This is a genomic window from Actinocorallia herbida (genome assembly GCF_003751225.1).
Lineage (GTDB): Bacteria > Actinomycetota > Actinomycetes > Streptosporangiales > Streptosporangiaceae > Actinocorallia > Actinocorallia herbida.
Genome location: NZ_RJKE01000001.1, coordinates 3,746,492 through 3,763,435 on the forward strand (window position 1 = coordinate 3,746,492; position 16,944 = coordinate 3,763,435).

Below are 16,944 nucleotides of genomic sequence, written 5' to 3' on the forward strand. Positions count from 1 at the left end.
CGCGTGGGAGAATCGGGAGATGGACGCGCCGCGTGACGACACAGGGGCCCCGGTGCCGGTTCCGGCGAACGTGGCGCGGGTCGTGTCGCTGGTTCCGTCGCTGACGGAGTCGGTGGCGGCGACCGCGCCGGGGCTGCTCGTCGGCGCGACCGACTGGTGCGCCCATCCGGTGGACCTCGATGTCACGCGGATCCGGGGAACGAAGAATCCCGATGTCGCCCGGATCGTCGCGCTGCGGCCCGATCTCGTGCTGGCCAACGCCGAGGAGAACCGGGAGGCCGACCTCACGGCCTTGCGCGCGGCGGGCGTGCCGGTCTGGGTCACGGTGATCCGGACCGTGGACGAGGCGTTCGGCTCCCTGCGCGGGATGCTCACCGAAGGCTGCGGGCTGCCCGTTCCGTCATGGCTGGAGGCCGCCGAGCGCGCTTGGGCCCCGCACTCGTCCGACGGCCGGGGGGCGCCCGTTCGCGCGGTGGTCCCGATCTGGCGCCGCCCCTGGATGGTCCTCGGCCGCGACACCTTCGCGGGCGACGTCCTGGCCCGCCTCGGCGTCGCCAACGTCTTCGCCCGCCACGCGGACCGGTATCCGAAGATCCCTCTGGACGGGATCGCCGCCGCCGGTCCCGACCTCGTCGTGCTGCCCGACGAGCCCTACCGGTTCACCGCCGACGACGGCCCGGAGTGCTTCCCGGGGCGCCGGATCGCCCTCGTCGAGGGCCGCGACCTCACCTGGTACGGCCCGTCCATGGTCGAGGCCCCGGACCGGCTCTCTCGATCACTCTTTGCGATCTGATCATCACGGAGGGTTTCCCTTGATGGATTCCGGTGATCACCATGGTGATCGCTTTGCGCGGCCCGCCCGGCCGCGGAATCGGAAAGGAAACCCCTGCATGCGTCAGCTCCTCCGCACCTCCCTGTGCGCGCTTCCCGTCGCGGCCGCCCTGCTCGCCGCGACCCCCGCCCAGGCCGCGGTCGGCAAACTGCACGTCGGCCAGATGACCTACTTCAACCCGGGCGGCTGCTACCCCGCCTATCTTTGGCCGCTCACCGTCCGCAACGAGACCAACGAGCTCGTCCGCGTCCACGACGACGGCGACTGCGACGGCAAGGTCCTCGCGGTGGTGAAGCCCGGCGGCTCCACGGTCCAGAAGTACGGCGGCAGCGTCTCCATCGACTAGCCGTCCCCAGGGCCCCGCCTTTCCGGCGGGGCCCCTCGCCTGAAGTGCGGCCTTCCCGGTGCGCGGACCGATAGAGTGGCTTTTTCCTGGATGGGGCGTGCACGCGTTCGGCGCCCCGGTCTCCGGCGTGCCGAGCCGCGCGGGGCCACCGCCGTGCACTCCGTGGAGTGCGGCATCACGCGTCGGAACCTAAGGAGACCCGCGATGTTCGACCTCCGCGCCCAGCTCGACGCAGTCCGCCGACGGGTGCACGCGGGCGAGGGCGGTGACCGGCTCGTCGTCCGGCTGGAACGCTCCTGCCCGGCCGCCCCCGGCGCCCTCTGGGCCGCGCTCACCGAGCCCGCGCGACTGGGCCGCTGGTTCCTGCCGGTCAGCGGCGATCTGCGCGAGGGCGGAAGCTTCGCCGCCGAGGGCAACGCCGACGGCACGATCCTCACCTGCGACCCGGCGAAGCGCCTCGTGCTCACCTGGGGCGCCGCCGAGAGCGTCGTGACGATCGAGCTGGCCTCGGCCGGAGCCGGCTCGACGGACCTGGTGCTGGAGCACTCGGTCCCCGCCGCGTTCGTCCCGGACGCGGGCGGCGCCCTGTACGTCGGGCCCGGCTGGGACGGCGCGCTGCTCGGCCTCGGCCTCTACCTCGACGGCTTCGAGCCCGAGGACCCGTCGGCCTTCCAGAACTCCCCGGAGGTCCTGGAGTACAACGCCGGATCCATCGCCGAGTGGGAGAACGCCCTCCGGGCCTCGGGCCTCGCCACCGACGCGCAGATCGACGCCGCCGTCCAGGCCGCGACGGCCAACTACACGGTCCTCCCGGAGGGGTGAGCGTCGGCCGCCTCGGTCCCGGCGACGAGAACCCGTGACCGCCGCGGACGGCGGCCGCGGGGGCTCAGGGCGCTTCGAGGGTCGCGAGTGCCCGGTCCGGCTCCCAGTGGGCGCGGATCGAGGTGAGCAGCCCTTCGGGGTTCACCGTGTAGACGATCACGCAGTCGACGGTCATCCGCGAGCCGTCGCCGAGGGTGGTCGTGAGCCTGGTGACGTTGGCGCAGGACGGGCCGTTGGCGAACGACTCGGTCGTGCGGGCGTGGAAGCCCTTCATGAGGCCGACATAACCCTCCCAGAACGCCGAGATGGCCTCCTTGCCCTTGTGACCCTTGCCTTCGGGGTCGAGGAACGAGGGGCCCACGGGGTCCTCGATATGGGCGTCGTCGGCGAAGAGGGCGAGCCAGCCGTCCTTGTCCCGGGCGGCGACCCGGCTCTGCGAGTTCTTGGCGGCGGTCCTGGCGGGGTGGGGGGCGTCGGGCGCGTCCCAGGTGTAGCCGGGGGTGTCGGTCAAAGCGAGAACCTGTTCTAGTTGCACCGTGTGATGACGGACTCGGCGAACGACTCGAGGTTGCGGATCTTGGTCTCCAGTGGCTCGGTGTCCGGGCCCTTGATGTAGGGGAGGCGGAAGCCGACGATCACGTCGGTGATGCCCTTGTCCTCCAGGCGCCTGACCCCGTCGACGGTGTAGGCGTCGAAGGAGATCGCATGGATCTCGAACGGGTCGTTCGCCTTGCCCTCGGCCTCGCGGATGCCCTGGAGCCTCGTGAGCAGGGCGTCGAGCTCCTCCCCGTCACCGCCCGCGTGCATCCAGCCGTCGCCGCGGATGACGGCCCGGCGCAGTGCGGCGTCGCTGTGCCCGCCGACGAGGATCGGGATCGGCTCGGTCGGCGCGGGGCACATCTTCATCGACTCGACGTCGTAGAACTCGCCCTTGTAGGAGAAGTACTCCCCACTGGTCAGCCCGCGGACGATGTCGATGCACTCGTCCATGCGCTTGCCGCGGCGCGCCCAGGGCACGCCCATGGCGGCGAAGTCCTCGGGCCACGGGCTCAGCCCGACGCCGAGCGACAGCCGGTTGCCGATGAGCGCCGCGATGGAACTCGCCTGCTTGGCGACCAGGACGGGCGGACGGATCGGGAGCTTCAGGACGAAGGGCGTGAACCGCAGTCGTGACGTCACCGCGCCCATCGCCGCGGTGAGGACGAACGTCTCGATGAACGCCTTGTCCTCGAGGAACGCCCTGTCGCCGTCCTCGGTATAGGGATAGGTCGAATCGGACACCTCGGGATACATCAAGGAGTCCGGGACGGTGATGCTGTGGTAGCCGGCGTCCTCCGCCGCCTTGGCGAGCGGGAGGTAGTAGGACGGGTCGGTCATCGCCTCGGCGTAGGTGAACCGCATGCGCCGAGCCTACTAGAACACGTTCCAGTTTCAATGCCCGTGCGGGGTCAATGCCCGCGGGGGCCGTCTTCGGGCCATGGGGCCACCGCGTGCACGCGTAGGTCCACCCAGGTGTGCAGTTCGGTGTGGAACGCCCGGAGAGCGTCGCCGTCGTCGGCCGGGCGGCGGTTCCCCGCGGCGTCCGGGAGGCCCGTGCGCACGAAGCCCTGGATGAGCCAGATGACCGCCCAGGCGACGAAGCGCAGGTCCACGTCGGCCCGGACGCCCGCCCACGGGGAGCGGACCAGCACGGACTCCAGCGCGGGGACCGCGCCGTCGGGGAAGTCCAGGTCGCTGGCGTCCTTGAGGCCCCGGTGCTCCCAGACCGCGTTGATCTCGGGGTGGGAGAGGGCGAAGTCGAGCGCGGCGTCGATCAGCCGGTGCAGTCCCCGGACGTCACGGGAGACCTCCTGCGACGCCCGGTCGAAGTACCGCTGCTCCACGTCGTGGAAGTACTCGATCACGGCTCGGTAGATCTCGGGCTTGCCTTCGCGGAGGAGATCGGAGCGCGCGGCGTCGGGTCCCGCCGTCTGGGTGATCATGTCGAGGGTCGTCGCGTCGTACCCTATTTCGGCGAACAGCCTGACCGCCGCGCGCAGGACCTGTTCGTCGGGAAGGATCTGGACGGCAGGTTCGGCAGTCATGACGGGTAGAACAATCCGCGCGGGTACGGGCATCCGGATCACGGCAAAGGCCGAGTCTTATCTGTTTTGTCAGTTCTGGGGAGAGGGGGCCGTGGCCGCGATGGGCGACCTCGACGCGTATTGGGGCCTGGAGCGCTACCGGCTCGGTCCCGTCGACCTGATCGAGCTGGAGGAGGCCGTCGTCCTGCGGCGGCGCGCGGCCTTGCGGGAGAAGGGCTGGATCGTCGCCCCGGGGGAGCCGCCCGGCCTCGCGCCGTGCCCGTTCCGCGACAGGCTCGACGGGTTCGCCGCGGGCCGCTCCGACGGCGTCCTCGTGGTCCGGGGCCTCGGCGAGGCCGGCACCCGGTCCGGTGGGATCACCGAGACCGGCCCGGACGTCCTGCACCTCATCGCCGACCGGCTCGGCGCCCCGCTGGGGGACTCCCGGGAACCGGCCGCCTTCGCCGTCTGGCTGTGCCCGCCCGGCGCCCGGCCGCAGCGCTTCGCCGTCATCGCGGACGACGGGGCCTCGACCGAGGCGGAACTCGATCCCGGTGAACTCCTCCTCGTGGATCTCGCGCGCGCCGCCGCCCGGCCCGTTCCGGACGGCGGAGACGCACTCGCCGTCCGGGTCGCCGCAGGCGGTCCCGTCTGATCGGGGCCATCGGCCCGGTCTTCGGGCCTTCCGGCGGCGGTTCGCACCGGGTTTTCCCGATAGCAAGGGCTTCTCCGGGGAATGAGCCCGGAGGCGTGGTCGGCGGGCGCCGATGCCCGCCGCGCGGCGACGAAGGAGGACGGACGTGGGAGCGTATGCCGAGGCGTACCGGCGGAGCCTCGCCGACCCGGAGGGCTTCTGGGGCGAGGCGGCGGGGCTGATCGACTGGACGCACGATCCCTCGCGGACCCTCGACGCCTCCTCCGCGCCCTTCTACCGCTGGTTCCCCGACGGGGAGATGAACACCAGCGCCAACGCCCTCGACCGGCACGTCGAGTCGGGCGCCGGGGACCGCCTCGCGCTGATCTGGGACTCGGCGATGGTCCCCGCCAAGCGCACCTACACCTTCGGTGAACTGCGCGACGAGGTCGCCGGGGTCGCCGGGGCGCTCGCCGCGCTCGGCGTCGGAAAGGGCGACCGGGTGATCGTCTACATGCCGATGGTGCCCGAGGCGCTGATGGCGATGCTGGCCTGCGCCCGGCTCGGCGCCGTGCACTCGGTGGTGTTCGGAGGGTTCGCGGCCAAGGAGCTCGCCGCCAGGATCGAGGACGCGCAGCCGAAGGTCGTCGTCGCGGCGTCGTGCGGGCTGGAGCCCGGCCGGGTCGTCGCCTACCAGCCGATGCTGGAGAAGGCCCTGGGGATGAGCGCCCACCGGCCCGCGCACACCCTGATGCTCCAGCGCGAAGGCCATCCGGCCGACCTGTCGCTGCCCGGGTACGTCGACTGGGCGGAGGCCGTGTCTTCCGCCGCGCCCGCGGCACCCGTCCCGGTGGCCTCTACCGACCCGCTGTACATCCTCTACACCTCGGGGACCACCGGGAAGCCGAAGGGCGTGCTGCGCACGGCGGGCGGCCACGCGGTCGCCCTCGCCTGGACGATGGGGGCGATCTACGACATCCAGGCGGGCGACGTGTTCTGGGCGGTCTCCGACGTCGGCTGGGTCGTCGGGCACAGCTACATCGTGTACGCGCCGCTGCTCATCGGCGCGACGACCGTCGTCTACGAGGGCAAGCCCATCGGGACTCCGGACGCGGGCGTGTTCTGGCGGGTCGTCGAGGAGTACGGCGTGAAGGCGATCTTCACCGCGCCCACCGCGTTCCGCGCCATCAAGAAGGTCGACCCGAAGGCCGCCGAACTCGCCAAGTACGACGTCTCCACGCTGAAGACGCTGTTCCTCGCGGGAGAGCGGCTCGACCCCGAGACCTACCGCTGGGCGTCGGAGATGCTCGGCGTGCCCGTCGTCGACCACTGGTGGCAGACCGAGACGGGCTGGCCCATCGCGGCGAACCCGCGCGGACTCGAGCCGATGCCGACCAAGCCCGGCTCGGCCACCGTGCCCGTGCCGGGCTGGGACGTCCGGATCCTCGACGAGTACGGCGAACCGGTCGGCGCGGGCAGGGAGGGCGAGATCGTCATCGGGCTGCCGCTCCCACCCGGCGCGCTGCACACGCTCTGGGGCGACGACGAGCGCTTCATCGCCTCCTACCTGAGCCGCCACGAGGGCTTCTACCACACGGGCGATTCGGGTCACTTCGACGAGGACGGATACCTCTTCGTGATGGGCCGGATCGACGACGTCATCAACGTCGCGGGGCACCGCCTGTCCACGGGCGCGATCGAGGCCGCGCTCGCCACCCACCCGGCCGTCGCGGAATGCGCCGTGATCGGCGTGCCCGACCCGCTCAAGGGCCAGCTCCCGTACGGGCTCGTGGTCCTCAAGGCCGGCGTCGAGCAGGACGAGGAGTCCCTGGCCGCGGAGCTCATCGCCGCGGTGCGCCGCGACGTCGGCGCGGTCGCCGCCTTCCGCGACGTGTCGGTCGTCCCGGCCCTGCCGAAGACCCGCTCCGGCAAGATCCTCCGCAAGACCATGCGGGGTATCGCCGATGGTCGCGAGGAGCCCGTCCCCGCGACCATCGAGGACCCCTCGGTCCTGGACGCGATCGCCCCCGTCCTACGGCACCGCGCCGAGCGATAGGGGGACTAGCCCTTGACCTGGGGGTAGAGGTCCGCGAGGTCGCCGGAGAGGCGGGACTTCACCCAGCGTGAGGTGTCGTCGGCGAGCACCTCGGCGGCGTCGGCCTCGACGCCGTCGAGCGCCGCGCGGGCGATGTCGGCGGGGTCGGCCTTGGGGGCGGTGACGGCCGCCGTCATGTCGGTGTCGACATAGCCCATGTGCAGCCCGGTGACGGTGATGCCGCGCGGCAGGAGCTCCAGCCGCAGCGAGTTGGTCTGCGACCACAGCGCGGCTTTCGCGGCGCTGTAGCTGCCCGCGAGGGCGAGCCAGGACAGGGCCGAGTGCGCGGTCAGGACGTGCCCGCCGCCGTTCCGCTCGATGACCGGAGCGAACGCCCGGGTGACCAGCAGCGGACCGAAGAAGTTGGTCTCGAACTCGCGGCGCACGTCCTCGATCGGCCCGCTGAGCAGCGAGGCGTTGACCGATGCCCCCGCGTTGTTCACCAGGATCGTGACGTCCCCCGCCCGCGCGGCGGCCGCCTCGACCGCCGCCGGGTCGGTGATCTCCAGCGCGAGCGGGACGGCGTCCGGATGCGTGACGGTGCGCGGGTCGCGGGCCGTCGCGTAGACCTTGGCCGCGCCGCGCGTGTACAGCTCGGCCACCAGCGCCCGGCCGATGCCCCGGTTGCCTCCGGTGACGAGGACGACGGAGTCCTTGATCGCGGTCATGCTTTCCTCCCGTGGTGGAAACCGATCGGTTTCCCTCCACTGTAAACCGATCGGTTTCCTGGTGCGACCACGGTGAAACCGATCGGTTTTCGGCGGGGTATCCTCGCGATATGAGCGGATCGAGCGGAGACCGGGCGGGGCCGTCCACCCGCGACAGGCTCCTGGACGCGGCGGGCGAGCTCTTCTACCGGGAGGGCGTGGGCGTCGGCGTCGAGGCGCTGTGCCGGGCGGCGGGGGTGTCCAAGCGCTCGATGTACCAGCTGTTCGACGGTAAGGACGAGGTCATCGCGGCGAGCCTGGCCCGCCGGGCGCCGGACCACCGGCGGGCGCTCCTGCCCGTCGCGGAAGGACCGCCGCGCGAACGGATCCTTCACGTCTTCCAGCGCCTCGAAGAGCTGTCCGCAGAGCCGGAGTTCCGCGGCTGCCCGTTCGTCGCCGCCGCCGTCGAGCTCAAGGACCCGGCGCACCCCGCGAGCACCGTCGCCCGCACCGCCAAGAACGCCCTCACCGCCTTCTTCCGCACCGAGGCGGGCCGCGCGGGCGCCCCCGATCCGGACCTTCTCGCCCGCCAGCTCACCCTCGCCTTCGACGGCGCCAACAGCACGGCCGTCATCCAGGCCGCCCCCCTCGACGGCCTGGCCACCGCCACCGCGACCGCCCTGCTCCAAGCCGCAGGACTCTGATCCCGCCCCGGCCGCACTCCACATGGCCGGTCCACCCGCAGCCGGACATCCCGCCGCGTTCCCATCCCGCCGGAGCGTCCCGTCTCGGCCGCTCCCGTCCGGGACCTCGAGCCTGGACGGGAGCGGTCCCGGTCCGGCCGACCGTCACCGTCGCCGCGGTGCCCGCTCCGCACCGCCCCGCCTTCGTGACCACGGGTCCGCCGGGATCAGGGGCGTGGGTTCGGGTCGTCTTGGGGGTGGTCGGCGAGGAGGGTGGCCAGGCGGGTGTGGAGGGAGTCGGGGGCCGGGTCGGAGATGGCGGGGGCGTCGGAGGTGCGGCGGCGCTGGGGGAGACCGCTGGCGGCCTTGCCGACGACGTGGGGGCGCTCGGGGCCGACGGGGGCGCGAAGGGCGCGCGGTTCGGGGCGCTGGGGCGTGACGGGGGCGGTCACCAGGCTGTCGGGGATGCGCACGACGGCGCGCAGGCCGCCGTGGGAGGCGCGTTCGAGGCGGACGCCGAGGCCGAACCGGCGGGCATAGGTGCCGACGACGGCGAGGCCGAGCCTGGGCAGCGGGCCGAGCGCCGTCAGGGAGGCCGCGCGGGCACCGGAGGCGATCTCGCCGAAGCGGGCCAGGGCGACGTCGTCCATGCCCATGCCCGAGTCCTCGATCCGGACCGCGTACCCGCCGTCGGCCCGCTCGACCGCCGCGCGCACCGCGACGCTCCCCGGCGACGACTGCGCGGCGTTGGCGAGCAGCTCGGCGAACGCGTGGACCAGCGGCTCGATGACCCGGGGCCGGGCCGCGACGTCCTGGCCGCCCACCACCTCCAGCCGCCCGCCGGTCACGACGCGCCCGGCCGCCGCCGCCAGCACGTCGCCGAGGGCCAGGGGGCGAGGCCAGTTCCGTCCGGCGCGCCCGCCGCTCAGCACCACGAGGCTCTGCGCGAGCCGCGTGAGCTGGGCGGCCTGCCCGGCGATCCGCGTGCACTCCTCCAACAGGTCGGGCCGCTCCCTGACCCGCGTCGCGAGCCGGTCCACCGACTCGCGGACGCGCAGCACCCCGGCCTGGGTGCGCTGCGCCACCGACACGACCATGCCCTCCATCGCCCGTGCCGCCTCGGCGCGCGCGGTCTCGGTGCGGGAGAACGCGGCGTCGTAGACGGCGGCGGTCTGCTCCGCCCAGGACGACGAGGCCGGGACGTCGGGGCGGCGCGCGGCGACCGACACGTCCCAGGCGAGCGTGTGCAGCAGCTCTCCGAACTCCGTGTGCTGCCGCTCCGCCGTGCCGCGGGCGTCGCGCAGGTCTCGTTCCAGCCCGAGCACGCGGGCGCGGGAGCGGCGCAGGGCCTCGGCGAGCACCAGGACGGCCGCGGCGCAGAGCGCGCCCGCGGCCAGCGCGGCGGTCGGCGGGCGGGCGGCCGTCAGGAACACCAGGATCGCGACGGGCGCCGCGACCACCGCGGTGGTCAGCACGGGCCACAGGGGCGAGGGACGCGCAGCTTCTTCCATGATCTGCTTCCGGGTCCGGGGCACCGCGTCCGGGCCTCGGCCGCCGGGACCCCGGGCGCTGCGCCTGTCGGGCACATCGGGCACGCATGGTCAACCTGGCGGTGTCGGCCGAACTCGTCATCGCCACCCCGCTGCGCGGGAACCGAGACCCCAAACTACGCCAGGAGAATCCCGCGGGCCACCCACCACGAGAATCCCACCGAAAGATGTGATCTCGCGTTAATCCTGCGATACCTCAGTTGTGCGGACACACCATGTTCCAGGTGAAATGCCGTGTCTGCTGGGATGGGAGCGTACACGTCCGCGCCTATTACGGTCTGTCGTTTCCTTCAGATGCCTGGGCTATTAGTCCTTTTAATGTGGTATTGGAGCGATTTGTACCAGGATCGGAGTCGGCAAACGCGACAACGTGAGAGCGGCCACAATCCAGGTTCGGGCGATCGTCATGGCCGGGCGAGGCCGCGCCCGGGATTCCGGCGCGCCGGGCCCTCCGACGGACGGGCCGGGCGGCTACCGTGCGTCGGGGAAGATCCGGATGGGCGATCATGGGGTGGGCGATGAGCGGCGAACGGGTACCGGTACAGGTCTTCGGCGGGCCGACGGCACTGATCGAATACGGCGGGCTGCGCTTCGTCACCGATCCGACGTTCGACGAGCCCGGCGAGTACCCGCTCGGCCCCGGACTCGTCCTCACCAAGCTGGAGCCGCCGACGGCGGGCCCCGACGACCTCGGCCGCGTCGACGTGGTCCTCCTCTCCCACGACCAGCACCCGGACAACCTCGACAACGCCGGCCGCGCGTTCCTCGGCCGGGTCCCCCTCGTCCTCACCACCCCCACCGGCGCGGCCCGGCTCGGCGGTGCGGTCCGGGGCCTCGAACCGTGGACGGAAGTGGTCCTGGACCGGCCGGACGGCGGCACCGTCACCATCACCGCGGTGCCCGCCCTGCACGGGCCGGAGGGCGCCGGCGTGCTGGAGATCTCCGGCGAGGTCACCGGCTTCGTGCTCACCGGCGAGGGACTGCCCGTGGTCTACGTCAGTGGTGACAACGCCTCCCTCGACCTCGTCCGCCAGATCGCCGTACGAGTCGGCCCCGTCGACACCGCCGTGCTGTTCGCCGGGGCCGCCCGGACGCCGTTCTTCGACGGCAGGCCCGTCACCCTCGACAGCGCCTCGGCCGCGGAGGCCGCCCGGATCCTCGCGGCCCGCCGCGTCGTACCCGTCCACGTCGACGGCTGGGGGCACTTCACCGAGGACCGGGAGACGCTCGTCAAGGCGTTCACCGAAGCAGGGCTGGCCGACCGCCTCTCCTGAGCGCCCTCCCCCCGGCACTCCGCCGTCCCTGCGACCGGCGGCCCCGGGCGACCTCGTGTTCGCCAAGCCCTCGCGGCGCCTGACACGGATCCGAGCGCACGCAGGAGATCGGAGGCAGGCGGCCAAGACCGACTCGCGGCGTAGGAGCGGGTCGGTGTGTGCGCGTGGGAGATCGGACGGCAGACGGTCAAGGCCGCTCGCGGCGCATGAGTACGGGTCGGAGAGCGGGCAGGAGAGCGAACGGTGGGCGGCCGAGGCCGACCGGCGGCGCCTGCGTACCGGTCCGAGTGCCGCTGAACGCTAGGCCGGTGGTCGGAAGGAGCCGATGACTTCGACCGGGCCGAGGAGGTGCGCGTTGAGCGCGGGCAGGTCTTCGGCCGGGATCCACAGTTCGAGATGCCCGGACCCGCCCGCCTGGCGCGTCGGATAGCGCCGCGCGAAGTCCGTGGCCACCCGGAACCGGGTGACATGGCCCTCGCCCGAGGCGTCCACGTTCCAGTCGCGGGCGATCTCCGCCGCGTACTCCTCGCGGAGCACGGGGTAGAAGATCGGCTGGTCCGCCAGACGCGGCGGCCACTCCCGCATCCCGGAAGCGCGCAGCAGTTCAAGCTCGGCGGGGCCGACCGGACGCCACAGGGTGGTGCCGCCGTCGGCGTCCTCCTCCCGGCCCCGGTGGACCTCCGCGAGGAGCGCGCGCAGGTGGGGGTCGGCGGGCGCCGGGCCATCGATCCGGTCGGCGAAGACCGCGACCGCGGAGCCCTTGCCGTCGAGCGCCTCCCGGAGCAGCCGCCACGCCCACAGGTTCGGATGCCGGAGCGCGGTGCACGCCTCGGCCGGGGCCAGTAGCTCGATCGCCCGGTCCAGCTCGGCGGTGCTCAACGGCAGCGCGGCGCCCCCCGCCCGGTACCCCGTGACGGTCGCCAGGATGGCCGCCGGCAATGGACCCTCGCCCTCGAGGTTCACCCGGACGACCTCGAGCCGCCCGTCGGCCTCGTGCACGAGGCCGTGCGCCGCGGGTCGCCGCCAGCCTCCCAGCGCCGCCTCGAACTCCGCCCGCTTGGCGTGGACCTCCTCGGCCGTCACCCACTCTTCGCTCATGGCCCCATGATCTCATCGCCCGTGGGCAGCTCAGAAACGGTTTTCCAGCGCTGATAGTTCCCAAAACCGGTTATAAGCGGAGGGAACTATCTGGTTTACTCGGCGTCGTGAACGACGCGGTGCCCTTGGCGCAGACCCTGAACGCGCCGTCGCTTCGGCGGTCCGCCGGGGTGATGGCCGCCGTACCCGTGGCGGGTGCGGCATGACCGGCGGCGATCACGGCCCCGCCTGGCGCACGATTCCGGCCCTCGCCGCGGGGCTGCTCGCCACGATGATCGGGGCGCTCGCCGTCCTGCTCCTGCCCCTGCGCGGAGAGCGGCGACGCCGGGCCGTGGACGCGATCCTGCGGACCTGGGCCCGCTTCTGGTGCCTGGCCACGGGCGCGCGCATCACCGTCGACGGCCTGGAGCGGCTGGAGCGTTCCGCCACCTATGTGGTGGTCTCCAATCACACCTCCAACCTCGACCCGATGATCCACCTCGCCGTCTTCGGCGGCGGCCTGCGCATCCTCGCCAAGCGCGAGCTGTTCCGGGTGCCGCTCCTCGGCCCCGCGATGCGCGCGGCCGGCCTCGTCGAGGTGGACCGCCGCAACGCGGACCAGGGCTCCATCAACCGCGGCGTCGCCGAAGCCTTCGCCGCGGGCAGCTCCCTCCTCGTCTACCCCGAAGGCACCTTCTCCTACGAAACGGGCATGCGCCCCTTCAAGTCCGGCGCCTTCATGATCGCCATAGCCCACGGCGTCCCCATCCTCCCCGTCACCCTCCGCGGCGTGGATACCGTCTGGCCCGCCCACCGCCTCCGCATCCGCCGCGCCGAAGTCCACATCACCATCGGCACCCCCCTCCCCACCAGGCACCTCACCCCCCAGGACGCCCCGGCCCTCACCTCCGTGGCCCGCACCGCCATCACCGAAGCCCTGACGACCCCCCTCCCGAACGGCCACTGACCTCCTTTTTCAGGTCCGGCCCAGGCCACGGGAAGGGGGCCTCGGCCGGACCTGAGCGCGCCGGTGATCGCCTGTCCGCTCGCGGAGTCCCGCAGCCGCAAGACGCAAGATCGAGCCTCCGACTCGGCGGGCACCATGACACGGCCCGGCTCGATCCCTCTCCGGCACACGCTCAGCTGCGCGGCACCGCACGGTCCGCTTCAGCCGTCCGGGAGGTCTCGGATCGCGCCGGTGGAGGCGGATCGGGCGAAGGCGGCGTAGGCGCGGAGGGCCTTGGAGAGGGGGCGGCGGGATCTCGGGCGGTGGCCGGTGGTGGATTCGAGAAGGGCGCGGCGGGTGGTGAGGGTCCCCTCTGGGACGTCCAGGGTGATCGTGCGGGCGGGGACGTCGATGGTGATGGTGCCGTCGTCGGCGACCAGGGCGAGGGGGCCGCCCGCGGCGGCTTCGGGGGAGACGTGGCCGACGGAGAGGCCGGAGCCGCCTCCGGAGAAGCGGCCGTCGGTGAGGATCGCGCAGGAGCCGGCCAGGCCCCGGCCCTTGAGATGAGCGGCCGGGTGGAGCATCTCCTGCATGCCGGGACCGCGGCGCAGGCCCTCGTAGCGGATGACCGGGACGGTGCCGGGCGCGACGCGGCCCGACAGGATCGCCTCGGTGGCCTCCTCCTGTGACTCGGTGACGATCGCCGTCCCGGTGAGGACCTCCACGCCGACAGGGACCCCGGCGGACTTGACGACCGCGCCGTCGGGGGAGAGCCCGCCGCGCAGGATCGCGAGACCGCCGTCGGTGGAGTAGGCGTGGGGGCGTTCCGGATAAAGCCGCTCGAGGCGTCGACGTCGAGGGACTCTCGGCGGCGGACCGGGAGAACGCCTCCGAGGAGCGGACGCCCCCGGGAGCGGCGTGGAAGAAGGTCGACGGCCCGAGCCGGAGGGGAGTCCCCCGGACCCCCACTCCGTGAGCCACTCCCTCAGCGACCCGGAGCGGACGGTGTGAACGTCCTCGTCCAGCAGCCCCGCCCTGTGCAGCTCGCCGAGCAGTGCGGGGATGCCGCCCGCCCGGTGCACGTCCTCGATCAGGTAGGGACCGTTCGGGGCGACCTCGCACAGGTAGGGCACGAGGTGGGAGCGGGCCTCGATGTCGGTGAGCGAGTATGTCGGTGCGCGAGTAGTCGAGTTCCGCCTCGTGCGCGGCGGCCGGCAGGTGCAGCACGGTGTCGGTCGGGCCGCCCATCGCCAGATCGAGCGTCATCGCGTTGTCGAACGCCGCACGGGAGGCGATCGAGCGGGGCAGCACGCTCGCGTCGTCGTCCTCGTAGTGGCGCCGGGTCAGCGCGACGGCCGTCCGCCCGGCCTCCTCGTACGGGGCCCGGCGCGCGGTGGCGGGTGGCCAGGACCGTCCCGTTGCCGGGCAGCGCGAGGCCGAGCGCCTCCACCGGGCAGTTCATCGAGTCGGCGGTGAACATGCCGGCGCACGAGCCGCACGTCGGGCAGGCGTTCGCCTCGACCGCGGCGAGGTCGGCGTCGGAGACCGCGGTGTCGGCGGCGTCGGCCATCGTGGTGACCGGCTCCAGGCGGGTGCGCACGATCCCGTCGGTGAGGACGGCGCGCCCGCCCTCCATCGGGCCGCCGGACACGCACACCGTGGGGATGTTCAGGCGGAGGGCCGCCATGAGAATCCCGGGCGTGATCTTGTCGCAATTGGAGACGCACACCAGCACGTCGGCCCCGTGCGCCTGGACCATGTACTCGACGGAGCCGGCGAAGAGCTCGCGGGACGGCAGGGAGTACAGCGTCCCCTCATGGCCCATCGCGATGCCGTCGTCGACCGCGGTTACACGCCCCAGCCCGAGTCGACCGACGCCTCCGCGGACGCCGCCCCCGCTGCGGCCTGCTGCGCTTCGAGCACCACCGCCCGGCCCCCGCAGACCACCCCGATCTCCACCGGGTACCCCTGGCGGCCCGCCTCCCAAGGCCGCTCCCCGCTCCCCGAGACCGCACCCCGCACACGTACGGCCGGTGCCGGGGCACCGCTCTCCGCTGCGCCGCACACCGACAGAGGGCCGGCACCTCCTGTACGTTCGCCGCCGCTGCGGCATTTCTGGTGACCGGGTCGCGTCCTCTGGACGGCTGGGGTGGCGGTGCCGGAAAACCTGTTGAGGGGGTGGGCGGGGCGTGCGTAGGGTCGGGGGCCGTGAAACCGGGTGGAGATCCGGGCCGGGGGCGGAAGTTTTTCGGTGATCTGGATGTTCACCTGGGAGTCGAACCGTTCGCTGCGGTTCGGCGACGGGGGAGGGCACCATGGCGGGAAACCGACAAAGCGCTCGCTAAGCCTCGTTCGGGCCGGTTTTCGGCCCGTTTTTGTGTTCGGGCGGGTGCACCGCCTCCGGAACAGCCGCACGCGAGATGAGAAAGGCCACGTACGACTGTGGAGCGACCCGAGACCCTGGCTGAGCCCAGCCACATAGCCGAGGCCGCCGATTCCGGGGAGCCGATGCCCCGGCACGTCAAGATCGCGATCGGGGTCCCGATCCTCGCGGCCTTCGTGATGATCCTGAACGAGACCGTCATGGGCGTGGCGATCCCGAAGCTGATGACGGAGTTCGCCGTCACCGCGACCGCCGCGCAGTGGCTGACCACCGGCTACCTGCTGACGATGGCGGTGGTCATCCCGACGACCGGCCTGATCCTCCAGAGGTTCAGCACCCGGTCCGTCTTCATCACGGCGACCTCCCTCTTCGCGTTCGGCACGCTGCTCGCCGGGCTCGCACCGCACTTCGGCGTGCTGCTCGTCGCGCGGGTCGTGCAGGCGTCGGGGACGGCACTGGTCCTGCCGCTGCTGATGACCACGATCCTCACCCTCGTCCCCGCGTCGCGGCGCGGCCGGACGATGGGGCTGGTGTCCGTCGTGATCGCGGTCGCCCCCGCCGTCGGCCCGACGTTCTCCGGGCTGATCCTCGCCTCCCTGAGCTGGCGGTGGCTGTTCCTCGCGGTGCTGCCCATCGCGGCCGTGACGGTGATCATCGGTGCGGCCCTGGTGAAGAACAGCGGGACGCCGCGGCCGGTCCGGTTCGACCTGCCTTCCGCGCTGCTGTCGGCCGTCGCCTTCGGTGGCCTGATCTATGGGCTCAGCGCCATCGGCGAGTCCGCGGGCGGCCACGCCCCGGTCGCCCCGGTGTTCCCGCTCGCCGCCGGGGCCGTCGCGCTCGCGCTGTTCGTGGCGCGCCAGCTGAGGCTCCAGCGGGAGGACGCCGCCCTGCTCGATCTCCGCCCGCTGCGGAACCGCTCGTTCGTCATCGGTGTACTCCTGCTGCTCGTCGCGATGGGCGCGCTGTTCGGCGCGCTGATCCTGCTGCCGATCTACCTCCAGACGATCCGCGGTCTGACGACCTTGGAGACCGGCCTGATGCTGCTGCCCGGCGGCCTCATGATGGGGCTCGTCTCGCCCTTCGTCGGTCGGCTCGCCGACCGCTTCGGCCCGCGCCCGCTGGTCATCCCCGGCACCCTGGCGCTCGCCGTCTCGCTGGTGATGATGAGCATGCTCGACGCGTCCACGCCCATCGGATTCGCGATCACCGCTCATGTCCTCACCAGCCTCGGGCTGGGCTTCGCGATGACTCCGCTGATGACCTCAGCGCTCGGCTCCCTCGACGCGGACCTGTACTCCCACGGCAGCGCGATCATGAACACGCTCCAGCAGCTCGCCGGCGCCGCGGGAACCGCCCTCTTCATCACCATCATGACGATGAGCTCCACCTCATCCGCCGAATCCGGTACTGCCCCCCTCGCCGCACAGTCCACGGGAATCCAGGACGCCTTCCTCTGCGGCGCGGTCCTCGGCCTCCTCGCCATAGCGCTCTCCTTCCTCATCAAGCCCGTCGACAAGGCCCTCACCAAGGAAGTGGCGTTCCACTAGCGATCGTTACGGCCCCCGCGAGAATTTCTTCGCGGGGGCCGTCCC

General features: G+C 72.5%; 16 protein-coding genes and 2 pseudogenes. 9 read left to right on the top strand and 9 right to left on the bottom strand.

Annotated features, from left to right (window positions below):
• Window positions 1-19: 19 nt before the first annotated feature.
• The 3 genes from EDD29_RS17385 to EDD29_RS17395 all read left to right on the top strand — a co-directional run bounded on the left by EDD29_RS17385 (window position 20) and on the right by EDD29_RS17395 (window position 2,000).
• On the top strand, window positions 20-793 hold the full coding sequence (locus tag EDD29_RS17385) for a helical backbone metal receptor (protein ID WP_123665414.1): 774 nt from the start codon (window positions 20-22) through the stop codon (window positions 791-793).
• A gap of 97 nt (window positions 794-890) precedes the next feature.
• Window positions 891-1,178, top strand: a complete 288-nt coding sequence (locus EDD29_RS17390) for a hypothetical protein (RefSeq protein ID WP_123665415.1) — start codon at window positions 891-893, stop codon at window positions 1,176-1,178.
• Window positions 1,179-1,382: 204 nt separating this feature from the next.
• Window positions 1,383-2,000: an SRPBCC domain-containing protein gene (locus EDD29_RS17395; protein WP_123665416.1), complete on the top strand. Its 618-nt coding sequence runs from the start codon at window positions 1,383-1,385 to the stop codon at window positions 1,998-2,000.
• A 64-nt stretch (window positions 2,001-2,064) separates the two neighbouring features.
• Here EDD29_RS17395 and EDD29_RS17400 read toward each other — a convergent pair whose 3' ends face one another.
• The 3 genes from EDD29_RS17400 to EDD29_RS17410 are packed head-to-tail and all read right to left on the bottom strand — an operon-like array spanning window position 2,065 to window position 4,084.
• Window positions 2,065-2,511 carry a nuclear transport factor 2 family protein gene (locus EDD29_RS17400; RefSeq protein ID WP_123665417.1) on the bottom strand — a complete coding sequence of 149 codons (447 nt, stop codon included), beginning with the start codon at window positions 2,509-2,511 and terminating at the stop codon, window positions 2,065-2,067.
• 14 nt (window positions 2,512-2,525) lie between these two features.
• A complete protein-coding gene (locus tag EDD29_RS17405; protein ID WP_123665418.1) occupies window positions 2,526-3,401 on the bottom strand; it encodes a TIGR03619 family F420-dependent LLM class oxidoreductase in 876 nt (291 codons plus the stop codon).
• Window positions 3,402-3,448: 47 nt separating this feature from the next.
• Window positions 3,449-4,084 carry a TetR/AcrR family transcriptional regulator gene (locus EDD29_RS17410; RefSeq protein ID WP_170201446.1) on the bottom strand — a complete coding sequence of 212 codons (636 nt, stop codon included), beginning with the start codon at window positions 4,082-4,084 and terminating at the stop codon, window positions 3,449-3,451.
• Window positions 4,085-4,175: 91 nt separating this feature from the next.
• On the opposite strand from EDD29_RS17410, the gene EDD29_RS17415 reads away from it, so the two are divergent.
• Together EDD29_RS17415 and EDD29_RS17420 are read left to right on the top strand one after the other, a co-directional pair.
• Window positions 4,176-4,718 carry a hypothetical protein gene (locus EDD29_RS17415; protein WP_123665420.1) on the top strand — a complete coding sequence of 181 codons (543 nt, stop codon included), beginning with the start codon at window positions 4,176-4,178 and terminating at the stop codon, window positions 4,716-4,718.
• A gap of 112 nt (window positions 4,719-4,830) precedes the next feature.
• Window positions 4,831-6,753: an acetate--CoA ligase gene (locus tag EDD29_RS17420; protein WP_123665421.1), complete on the top strand. Its 1,923-nt coding sequence runs from the start codon at window positions 4,831-4,833 to the stop codon at window positions 6,751-6,753.
• A gap of 5 nt (window positions 6,754-6,758) precedes the next feature.
• On the opposite strand, the gene EDD29_RS17425 is transcribed toward EDD29_RS17420, so the two are convergent.
• Window positions 6,759-7,460: an SDR family oxidoreductase gene (locus tag EDD29_RS17425; protein WP_123665422.1), complete on the bottom strand. Its 702-nt coding sequence runs from the start codon at window positions 7,458-7,460 to the stop codon at window positions 6,759-6,761.
• Window positions 7,461-7,570: 110 nt separating this feature from the next.
• Between EDD29_RS17425 and EDD29_RS17430 the strand changes: the two genes are divergently transcribed.
• Entirely contained in the window at window positions 7,571-8,143 is a 573-nt protein-coding gene (locus tag EDD29_RS17430) for a TetR/AcrR family transcriptional regulator (protein ID WP_123665423.1), read from the top strand.
• Between the two features lie 206 nt (window positions 8,144-8,349).
• Here the strand turns inward: EDD29_RS17430 and EDD29_RS17435 are convergent, their stop codons facing one another.
• A complete protein-coding gene (locus EDD29_RS17435) occupies window positions 8,350-9,633 on the bottom strand; it encodes an ATP-binding protein (RefSeq protein WP_148085988.1) in 1,284 nt (427 codons plus the stop codon).
• A 557-nt stretch (window positions 9,634-10,190) separates the two neighbouring features.
• Here EDD29_RS17435 and EDD29_RS17440 point away from each other — a divergent pair.
• Window positions 10,191-10,946, top strand: coding sequence for an MBL fold metallo-hydrolase (locus tag EDD29_RS17440; RefSeq protein WP_123665425.1), 756 nt, complete (start codon window positions 10,191-10,193; stop codon window positions 10,944-10,946).
• Between the two features lie 300 nt (window positions 10,947-11,246).
• On the opposite strand, the gene EDD29_RS48100 is transcribed toward EDD29_RS17440, so the two are convergent.
• Window positions 11,247-12,044: a hypothetical protein gene (locus tag EDD29_RS48100; protein ID WP_425454975.1), complete on the bottom strand. Its 798-nt coding sequence runs from the start codon at window positions 12,042-12,044 to the stop codon at window positions 11,247-11,249.
• 202 nt (window positions 12,045-12,246) lie between these two features.
• Between EDD29_RS48100 and EDD29_RS17450 the strand changes: the two genes are divergently transcribed.
• Entirely contained in the window at window positions 12,247-12,990 is a 744-nt protein-coding gene (locus tag EDD29_RS17450) for a lysophospholipid acyltransferase family protein (RefSeq protein ID WP_123665426.1), read from the top strand.
• Between the two features lie 200 nt (window positions 12,991-13,190).
• Here EDD29_RS17450 and EDD29_RS46940 read toward each other — a convergent pair whose 3' ends face one another.
• The 3 genes and pseudogenes from EDD29_RS46940 to EDD29_RS46950 all read right to left on the bottom strand — a co-directional run.
• On the bottom strand, window positions 13,191-14,102 hold the full coding sequence (locus EDD29_RS46940) for a dihydroxy-acid dehydratase domain-containing protein (protein ID WP_246052820.1): 912 nt from the start codon (window positions 14,100-14,102) through the stop codon (window positions 13,191-13,193).
• Between the two features lie 76 nt (window positions 14,103-14,178).
• Window positions 14,179-14,316: pseudogene (locus EDD29_RS46945) on the bottom strand (dihydroxy-acid dehydratase domain-containing protein); the annotation flags it as partial.
• Window positions 14,317-14,422: 106 nt separating this feature from the next.
• Window positions 14,423-14,794 (bottom strand): annotated as a pseudogene (locus EDD29_RS46950) (dihydroxy-acid dehydratase domain-containing protein); the annotation flags it as partial.
• Between the two features lie 617 nt (window positions 14,795-15,411).
• On the opposite strand from EDD29_RS46950, the gene EDD29_RS17460 reads away from it, so the two are divergent.
• The gene (locus tag EDD29_RS17460; RefSeq protein WP_246052822.1) at window positions 15,412-16,899 is read left to right on the top strand and encodes an MDR family MFS transporter; all 1,488 of its coding nucleotides are present in this window, start codon (window positions 15,412-15,414) and stop codon (window positions 16,897-16,899) included.
• The last annotated feature ends 45 nt before the right edge of the window (window positions 16,900-16,944 follow it).

Coding starts and splice junctions, on each gene's coding strand:
- EDD29_RS17385 (WP_123665414.1), top strand. CDS start 20: ATGGACGCGCCGCGTGACGACACAGGGGCCCCGGTGCCGGTTCCGGCG.
- EDD29_RS17390 (WP_123665415.1), top strand. CDS start 891: ATGCGTCAGCTCCTCCGCACCTCCCTGTGCGCGCTTCCCGTCGCGGCC.
- EDD29_RS17395 (WP_123665416.1), top strand. CDS start 1,383: ATGTTCGACCTCCGCGCCCAGCTCGACGCAGTCCGCCGACGGGTGCAC.
- EDD29_RS17405 (WP_123665418.1), bottom strand. CDS start 3,401: ATGCGGTTCACCTACGCCGAGGCGATGACCGACCCGTCCTACTACCTC.
- EDD29_RS17410 (WP_170201446.1), bottom strand. CDS start 4,084: ATGACTGCCGAACCTGCCGTCCAGATCCTTCCCGACGAACAGGTCCTG.
- EDD29_RS17420 (WP_123665421.1), top strand. CDS start 4,831: ATGCCCGCCGCGCGGCGACGAAGGAGGACGGACGTGGGAGCGTATGCC.
- EDD29_RS17425 (WP_123665422.1), bottom strand. CDS start 7,460: ATGACCGCGATCAAGGACTCCGTCGTCCTCGTCACCGGAGGCAACCGG.
- EDD29_RS17430 (WP_123665423.1), top strand. CDS start 7,571: ATGAGCGGATCGAGCGGAGACCGGGCGGGGCCGTCCACCCGCGACAGG.
- EDD29_RS17435 (WP_148085988.1), bottom strand. CDS start 9,633: ATGGAAGAAGCTGCGCGTCCCTCGCCCCTGTGGCCCGTGCTGACCACC.
- EDD29_RS17440 (WP_123665425.1), top strand. CDS start 10,191: ATGAGCGGCGAACGGGTACCGGTACAGGTCTTCGGCGGGCCGACGGCA.
- EDD29_RS48100 (WP_425454975.1), bottom strand. CDS start 12,044: ATGAGCGAAGAGTGGGTGACGGCCGAGGAGGTCCACGCCAAGCGGGCG.
- EDD29_RS17450 (WP_123665426.1), top strand. CDS start 12,247: ATGACCGGCGGCGATCACGGCCCCGCCTGGCGCACGATTCCGGCCCTC.